The organism is Aldersonia kunmingensis (assembly GCF_001646865.1).
Classification (GTDB): Bacteria; Actinomycetota; Actinomycetes; order Mycobacteriales; family Mycobacteriaceae; genus Aldersonia; species Aldersonia kunmingensis.
On record NZ_LRRB01000199.1, the window covers coordinates 1 to 7,362 of the forward strand.

Below are 7,362 nucleotides of genomic sequence, written 5' to 3' on the forward strand. Positions count from 1 at the left end.
GAAACGGTGCGCGGCGTCGAACTCGATCAGGCGCGAGCGTTGCTCAACGCGCGGTCGACGGCATCGACGACGCGCGTAGTTCAAACGCGGTCCTCGACACCGGGCGAACGGACTTTCTCGGCCTGTCAGGAGCGGGTAGCCAGCGACCGCAAGAAGAACTTCAGATTCGACGGCCGCTCGGCGAGCCGGCGCATGAAGTAGCCGTACCACTGGCTGCCGTAGGGCACATACACCCGCATAGTGTCGCCAGCCGCGGCGATCCTTGCCTGCTCGACATCACGGATGCCGTACAGCATCTGGTGTTCGAAATCGCTTGCGGTACGCCTGGTCTCGCGAACAAGTCGGCCGGCTTCCGTGATCATCGCCGGGTCATGCGAGGCGACCATCGGGTAGCCGTTGCCGCGCATGAGGATGGCCAGGCAGCGACGGTACGAGTCATCCACCTCTTCCCGGTCCTGAAATGCCACCGACTCCGGTTCGGCGTAGGCCCCTTTGCACAGCCGGATGCGCGAACCTGATCCCGACATATCCCGGCAGTCGGCCTCGGTTCGGCGCAGGTAGGACTGCAGCACCGCGCCCAGCCACGAGTACTGCGCGCGCAACTCGCGCACAATCCGCAGCGTCGTGTCCGTAGTCGTGTGGTCCTCGGCGTCGATCGTCACCCACACGCTCGATGCCTGGGCCTGCGCGCAGATCTTCCATGCGTTATCCAGCGCGATCTTCTCCCCGTCCTGCGGCAGCGCCGCACCGAGCGCGGAAAGCTTCACCGACACCTCGGCCGGCATTACGCCGCGCGCATTGGCGGTCTGCTCGCCGAGCGCGCCGATCAGCGCCAGATACTCGGTCACCGTCGCATCGGCTGCGGCCCGATCGGTGGTGTCCTCGCCGAGGAAGTCGATGCTCACCACCCGCCCGCTGTCGAGCAGGCCTGCCACCACCTCGAGCACCTGCGGCCGCGCCTCGCCGGCAATGAACCGCTCGACAATTCGGCTTGTGATCGGCGCCCGGGTGATGGTGCGTTCCATCCGCGGGGAGCGGGCCGCCGCGAGGATCGCAGGGCGTAGCGGGTTGGACAGCTTGCTCATGTGGCACTGCCCATATGCGGGTACCGGTAATCGTTTGGCGGGGTGAAGGTTTCCTTGATCGTGCGAGCCGAGGTCCAGCGCAGCAGATTCAGCGGCGAGCCCGCCTTGTCGTTGGTGCCGGAGGCCCGCGCGCCACCGAACGGCTGCTGGCCGACTACCGCGCCGGTCGGCTTGTCGTTGATGTAGAAGTTGCCCGCGGCGAATCGCAGTACCGCCGATGCCTCGGCGATCGCGGCCCGGTCCTGCGCGATGACCGCGCCGGTCAGCGCGTACGGCGCGGCAGACTCGACCTCGCCGAGTAGATCGTCGAAAGCTCCGGGGTCTGCGTCGTCGTAGACGTGCACCGACAGGATCGGGCCGAAGTATTCGGTAGCGAATGCCTCGTCGCGCGGGTCGTCGGCGAGCAGCACGGTCGGGCGGACGAACCAGCCCTCCGCGTCGTCGTACTTACCGCCGACCGGAATCTCGATCCCGTTCGCGCCACGTGCGCGCTCGATCGCCGCGACGTTCTTGTCGTAGGCCCGTTGGTCGATCACGGCGCCGCCGAAGTTGCTCAGGTCCGCGACGTCCCCATAGCTCAATTCATCTGTCTGAGCGAGGAATTCGTCCCTCATCCGCCGCCAGACGGAACGTGGAACGTAGGCCCGCGAGGCGGCGGAGCACTTCTGCCCCTGGTACTCGAAGGCCCCGCGGATCAGCGCCGTCCGCAGCACCGCCGGGTCGGCGGAGGAATGCGCGACGATGAAGTCCTTGCCGCCGGTCTCACCGACCAACCTCGGGTAGCCGCGATATCGATCGATGTGGGTGCCGACCTCGCGCCACAAATACTGAAATGTCTTGGTGGAACCCGTGAAATGGATACCGGCCAGGTGCGGATCGGCCAGAGCCACCTCGGACAGATCCGCGCCATCACCGGTGACCAGGTTGATCACCCCGGGCGGTAGTCCTGCCTCCTCGAGCAGCTTCATCGTCAGGTATGCCGAGACGGTCTGGGTTGGCGATGGCTTCCACACCACCGTGTTGCCCATCAGAGCCGGTGCGGTGGGCAGGTTTCCGGCGATCGCGGTGAAGTTGAACGGGGTGATCGCGTAGACGAACCCCTCCAATGGCCGGTACTCCAGCCGATTCCAGATACCGGGTGACGAATTAGGTTGCTGGGCAATGATATTGCGAGCAAATGCGACATTGAAACGCCAGAAGTCCACCAGCTCGCACGGCGCGTCGATCTCGGCTTGCTGAACACTCTTTGACTGCCCGAGCATCGTCGCGGCGGCGATCGTCTCCCGCCACGGCCCGGACAGCAGGTCGGCTGCGCGCAGCAGGATCGCTGCCCGATCGTCGAACGCCATCGCCCGCCACTCCCCCGCGGCGGCGAGCGCGGCATCGATCGCCGCCTGCGCCTCAGTGCGCGTCGTGTGCGAGAGGGTGCCGAGCACGGTTCGGCGGCTGTGCGGGGCGACGACGTCCTCCCGGCGCCCCTCGCCGCGGCGATGCACCCCGCCGATCACCAGGGGAATGTCGACGGGCTCCGCGGCGAGCTCCTTCAGCTTCGCCGTGATCCTGGCCCGCTCCGGACTGTTCGGCGCGTAACCGTGGACCGGCTCGTTGGTGGGTTCCGGAACCGATGTAATCGCATCCATGGCGCCTCCGAGTGTTCGGGTCGCTCCGCACCTGCTTACTCGTCAGGTTAGCGCGCAAACCGAGGGCGCGAGCGCTTCGTTGCGGTGCGCTCGGGACACGAAATGGGGTCGCTTACGCGAGCAAATGTGTTCGCGCGGGCAAAGTTTTGCCAGGGGAAACAAGATTTGCTCGGGGGAAGGCGCTTGGCCTCCGGTGATCCGGCTCAGGACAGCCGGGCTGCGGCTTCTTCGATCCGCTCGTCGGACGCGGTGAGCGCGACGCGCACATGCTGTGCACCCCGCGGGCCGTAGAAATCACCGGGGGCGACGAGGATGCCGCGCTCGGCGAGCCAGTCGACGGTGTCACGGCACGGCTCGCCGCGGGTCGACCACAGGTACAGCCCGGCCTCGGAATGGTCGACGGCGAAACCGGCGCTGGTCAGCGCGGCGAGCAGCGTCTTGCGGCGGGCGCGGTAGCGCTCGCGCTGGACGTTCTCGTGCTCGTCGTCGGTGAGCGCTGCGGTCATCGCGGCCTGCACCGGGGCCGGCAGCATCAGGCCGGAGTGCTTGCGCACCGCGAGCAGCTCGGTGACCAGCGCGGGATCGCCGGTGACGAAGCCCGCCCGGTAACCGGCCAGGTTCGACGTCTTCGACAACGAGTGGACCGCGAGCAGGTTGGTGTGGTCGCCGCCGCAGACCTCGGGATCGAGGATCGAGGGGGCATGCCCCTCCCAGGTGAGGCCGAGGTAGCACTCGTCGGAGGCAACGATCGCGCCGCGCTCACGGGCGAACTCGACAACCTTGCGCAGGTGGTCGACGCCAAGCACCTTGCCCGTCGGGTTCGACGGCGAGTTCACGTAGATCAGCGCCGGTGACTGCGGCCCGAGCTGAGTAAGACCGTCCGCACGGAGCACCTCGGCGCCGACGAGTAGCGCGCCGACCTCGTAGGTCGGGTAGGCCAGCTCAGGGATCACCACGAGGTCGGACGGGCCGAGTCCGAGCTGCTGCGGCAGCGCCGCGATCAGTTCCTTGGTGCCGATAACCGGCAGCACCGCGTCATCCGCGATGCCGCCGATCCCGTAGCGACGGAACAGCGACGCCGCCGCCGCATGGCGAAGTGCCGGGGTGCCCGCGGTGAGCGGGTATCCCGGTGAATCGGCGGCGGCGGACAGCGCGTCCTTGATGACGGGCGCGACGGGGTCCACCGGCGTGCCGACCGAGAGGTCAACAATGCCGCCGGGGTGACCAGCCGCGGTCGCCTTGGCGGCCGCGATGGTGTCCCAAGGGAAATCGGGAAGCCGAGCCGAAATCGGCCGACGGCTGATCCGATTGGTCAAATCAGTCCTCGCCACCGGGCGGGAGCGCCTTCACGAACGGCGGGTCGTAGTCGACCTTGCCGAGCTTCGCGGCACCACCTGGCGAACCGAGGTCATCGAAGAAGTCGGCATTGGCGCTGACGTATCCGCTCCACTGGTCCGGCGCGTCATCCTCGTAGAAGATCGCCTCGACCGGGCAAACCGGCTCGCACGCACCGCAATCCACGCACTCGTCGGGGTGGATGTACAGCATCCTGCCGCCCTCGTAGATGCAGTCGACAGGGCACTCCTCGATGCACGCCTTGTCCATCACGTCCACGCATGGCTCAGCGATAATGTACGTCACTGCAGTCCCTCGTTTCCCTTACAAACTCGAAGTCACGTGCGCGCGCGTAGCACCGCTCGGCGTAACGCATCGCTCGATCCAAGAGTATCGCCCGCCGGATCACACGCATTTCAATTAGCCTGCCCTTACCACAGCCCGCGCCCGAGCGGGACTCGTCCGAATGCCGATCCGCTCACGCCGCCGGGCTGCCCTCTCGCCGGGCGTACTTGGTCGTGCGCTCCCTGGCGGGACGGCCAATACCCTCGGCGATCGCCCGCAATTCAGCCACTGTCTTCGCCGAACCGTGCTCCGAGCCGGCCATCCTCGAGATGGTCTCCTCCATCAGCGTGCCGCCGAGATCGTTGCAACCGCCGTTCAGCATCACCTGGCTGCCCGTGACGCCGAGCTTCACCCAACTGGTCTGCACGTTATGGATCCGGCCGTGCAGCATGATGCGTGCCAGCGCGTGCACCGCGCGGTTGTCCCGATTCGTCGGCCCCGGACGTGCAGCGCCGGCGAGGTACAGCGGCGCAGACTGATGCACGAACGGCAGCGGGACGAACTCGGTGAACCCACCGGTCTCGTCCTGGATCCCGCGCAGCACGCGGAGGTGGCCAACCCAGTGCTTCGGGTTGTCGACGTGGCCGTACATCATCGTCGAGCTCGACCGCAGCCCCACCTGATGCGCGGTGGTGACCACCTCGACCCAGCTCGCCGTCGGCAGCTTGCCCTTGGTGAGCACCCAGCGCACCTCGTCGTCGAGGATCTCCGCGGCAGTGCCCGGGATCGTGTCCAGGCCCGCTTCGCGCAGCTCGATCAGCCAGTCCCGGATGCTCTGCCCCGAGCGTGCTGCGCCGTTGACAATCTCCATCGGGCTGAACGCGTGCACGTGCATGGACGGCACGCGCTTCTTGACCGCCCGAACCAGGTCGGCGTAACCGGACGCGGGGAGTTCGGGGTCGATGCCGCCCTGCATGCAGACCTCGGTGGCACCGTCGACGTGCGCCTCCCAGGCGCGGTCGGCGACGTCGTCCATCGACAGCGTGTACGCGTCCGCGTCACCCTTGCGCTGCGCGAACGCGCAGAACCGGCAGCCGGTGTAGCAGATGTTGGTGAAGTTGATGTTCCGGTTCACCACGTAGGTGACGTCATCGCCGACTGCCTCGCGGCGCAGGTCGTCGGCCAGCGCGGTCATCGCCTCGAGGCCGGGGCCTTCCGCGGTGGCCAGCGCGAGGTACTCGGAGTCCGTGCACCCTGCCGGGTTGGCCTCTGCCGAGCGCAGCGCGGCCAGCACATCGGTGTCGACGCGAACCGGGGCGCTCAACGACAACACCTGCTCGCGCACGGTCTCCCAGTCGCCGAACGCGCTGCCGAGGTCGCTGCGCGTCTCGGTGTTGCGCCCGTCGGTGTCGATCGCGGAATGGAGGTCGGTGCGACCGACCGACTCCCACGATTCGTCGGGCTCCTGCCAGGGCAGGCCGACCGGAGTCACGTCGGTGCGCGCGAGCCCGGTCACCGGGTCGGCGAGCGCGTCGACGTGCCTGGCGATCCGCGGATCGATCCAGGGCGGGCCCGCGAGGACGTACTCCGGCTGCGCGGCGGTGCGTTCGGTGAGCGTGTAGCCGGCCGCGGCCGTGATCTCCGCAAGCGTGTCCAGGTTCGGCCACGGCCGCTCGGGGTTGACGTGGTCGGGCGTGAGCGGCGAGACACCGCCCCAGTCGTCCACGCCGGCGTCGATCAGGTCGCGGCACTCATCCGCGGACACGAGATTCGGAGGCGCCTGGATTCGCATCCGCGGCCCGAGCAGCAGACGGGAGACGGCGATCGCGGCACGGAACTCCTCGATACCGGCATCGGGCGTATCCCGCATGGCGGTGTCTTCCTTGGCCAGGAAGTTCTGCACGATGACTTCCTGGATGTGCCCAAACGCCTTGTGCGACTTCCGGATCGCCATGATCGACTCGGCACGCTCGCGCACCGTCTCGCCGATCCCAACGAGGATTCCGGTGGTGAACGCCACCGACAGGCGGCCGGCGTCGGTGAGCGCGCGCAGGCGCACGGCCGGGTCCTTGTCCGGGCTGCCGTAGTGGCATTCGCCGCGGTCGGTGAACAGCCGGGTGGCCGTCGTCTCGAGCATCATGCCCATCGACGGCGCCACGGGCTTGAGCCGCGACATCTCCTCCCAGCTGAGCACGCCGGGGTTGAGGTGCGGCAACAGGCCGGTCTCTTCGAGTACGCGGATCGACATGGCCCGCACGTAGTCGAGGGTCGAGTCGTAGCCGCGCTCGTCGAGCCACTGCTTCGCCTCGGGCCAGCGGTCCTCGGGCCGGTCGCCGAGCGTGAAGAGGGCCTCCTTGCAGCCCAGTTCCGCGCCCCTGCGAGCGATATCGAGCACCTCGTCAGGCTCGAGGTACGCACCCAGTCCCTCGGCGCGCAGCTTGCCGGGCACGGTGACGAACGTGCAGTAGTGGCACTTGTCGCGGCACAACCGGGTCAGCGGAATGAACACCTTGCGCGAGTACGTGACCGTCTTCGGCCGACCCGCGGATTCGAGCCCCGCATCCCGCACGCGCGCCGCCGAGCGACACAGATCCGCGAGGTCCTCGCCGCGCGCGGTCAGCAGCGCCTCGGCTTCGTCGAGATTGAGGGTCGCGCCGTCGCGGGCGCGTCGCAGCACCCGTCGCATCGCCGACGAAGTCGGCACAGGACGTTCAGCCGAGGAACTGACGGCCGCGGCGGGCGCAGACTTGGCGGGCACTGTCGGATCCGGCAACAAGGTCACGCACCCGATCATGCGCCACGTATGAGTTGGCCTGCCACTTCGGGTGCTGTCACGCAGCACATGGACGACCCCGGCGACGTCGTGGAGCATGGCGGCATGGCGCCCGTCACGATGGTCGAACCAGCATGGCGCCCGAGTCCGCGCGCGAAATGGTTATGGGCGATCAACGCCGCGCTCGCCTGGGCAGTCGCCTTCGCGGCACTGGCGGTGTGGGCACTCGTCGACCCGCTCGACC

General features: G+C 67.9%; 5 protein-coding genes and 1 pseudogene. 1 reads left to right on the top strand and 5 read right to left on the bottom strand.

The window, feature by feature from the left end; all coding sequences use genetic code 11:
* Positions 1-125: 125 nt before the first annotated feature.
* The 5 genes from A8G08_RS15650 to A8G08_RS15670 form a co-directional block, all read right to left on the bottom strand.
* Complete coding sequence (locus tag A8G08_RS15650; protein WP_068275827.1) at positions 126-1,085, bottom strand: proline dehydrogenase family protein; 960 nt, start codon at positions 1,083-1,085, stop codon at positions 126-128.
* A complete protein-coding gene (pruA, locus tag A8G08_RS15655) occupies positions 1,082-2,725 on the bottom strand; it encodes an L-glutamate gamma-semialdehyde dehydrogenase (protein ID WP_068275828.1) in 1,644 nt (547 codons plus the stop codon). The genes A8G08_RS15650 and pruA overlap by 4 nt, the downstream gene beginning before the upstream one ends.
* Positions 2,726-2,928: 203 nt before the next feature.
* Positions 2,929-4,014, bottom strand: coding sequence for a succinyldiaminopimelate transaminase (gene dapC, locus A8G08_RS15660; RefSeq protein WP_068275835.1), 1,086 nt, complete (start codon positions 4,012-4,014; stop codon positions 2,929-2,931).
* A 28-nt stretch (positions 4,015-4,042) separates the two neighbouring features.
* The gene (fdxA, locus tag A8G08_RS15665) at positions 4,043-4,366 is read right to left on the bottom strand and encodes a ferredoxin (protein ID WP_068275832.1); all 324 of its coding nucleotides are present in this window, start codon (positions 4,364-4,366) and stop codon (positions 4,043-4,045) included.
* Between the two features lie 172 nt (positions 4,367-4,538).
* Entirely contained in the window at positions 4,539-7,139 is a 2,601-nt protein-coding gene (locus A8G08_RS15670; protein WP_084436335.1) for a bifunctional FO biosynthesis protein CofGH, read from the bottom strand.
* A 9-nt stretch (positions 7,140-7,148) separates the two neighbouring features.
* On the opposite strand from A8G08_RS15670, the pseudogene A8G08_RS27200 reads away from it, so the two are divergent.
* Positions 7,149-7,362, top strand: a pseudogene (locus A8G08_RS27200) (hypothetical protein); the annotation flags it as partial.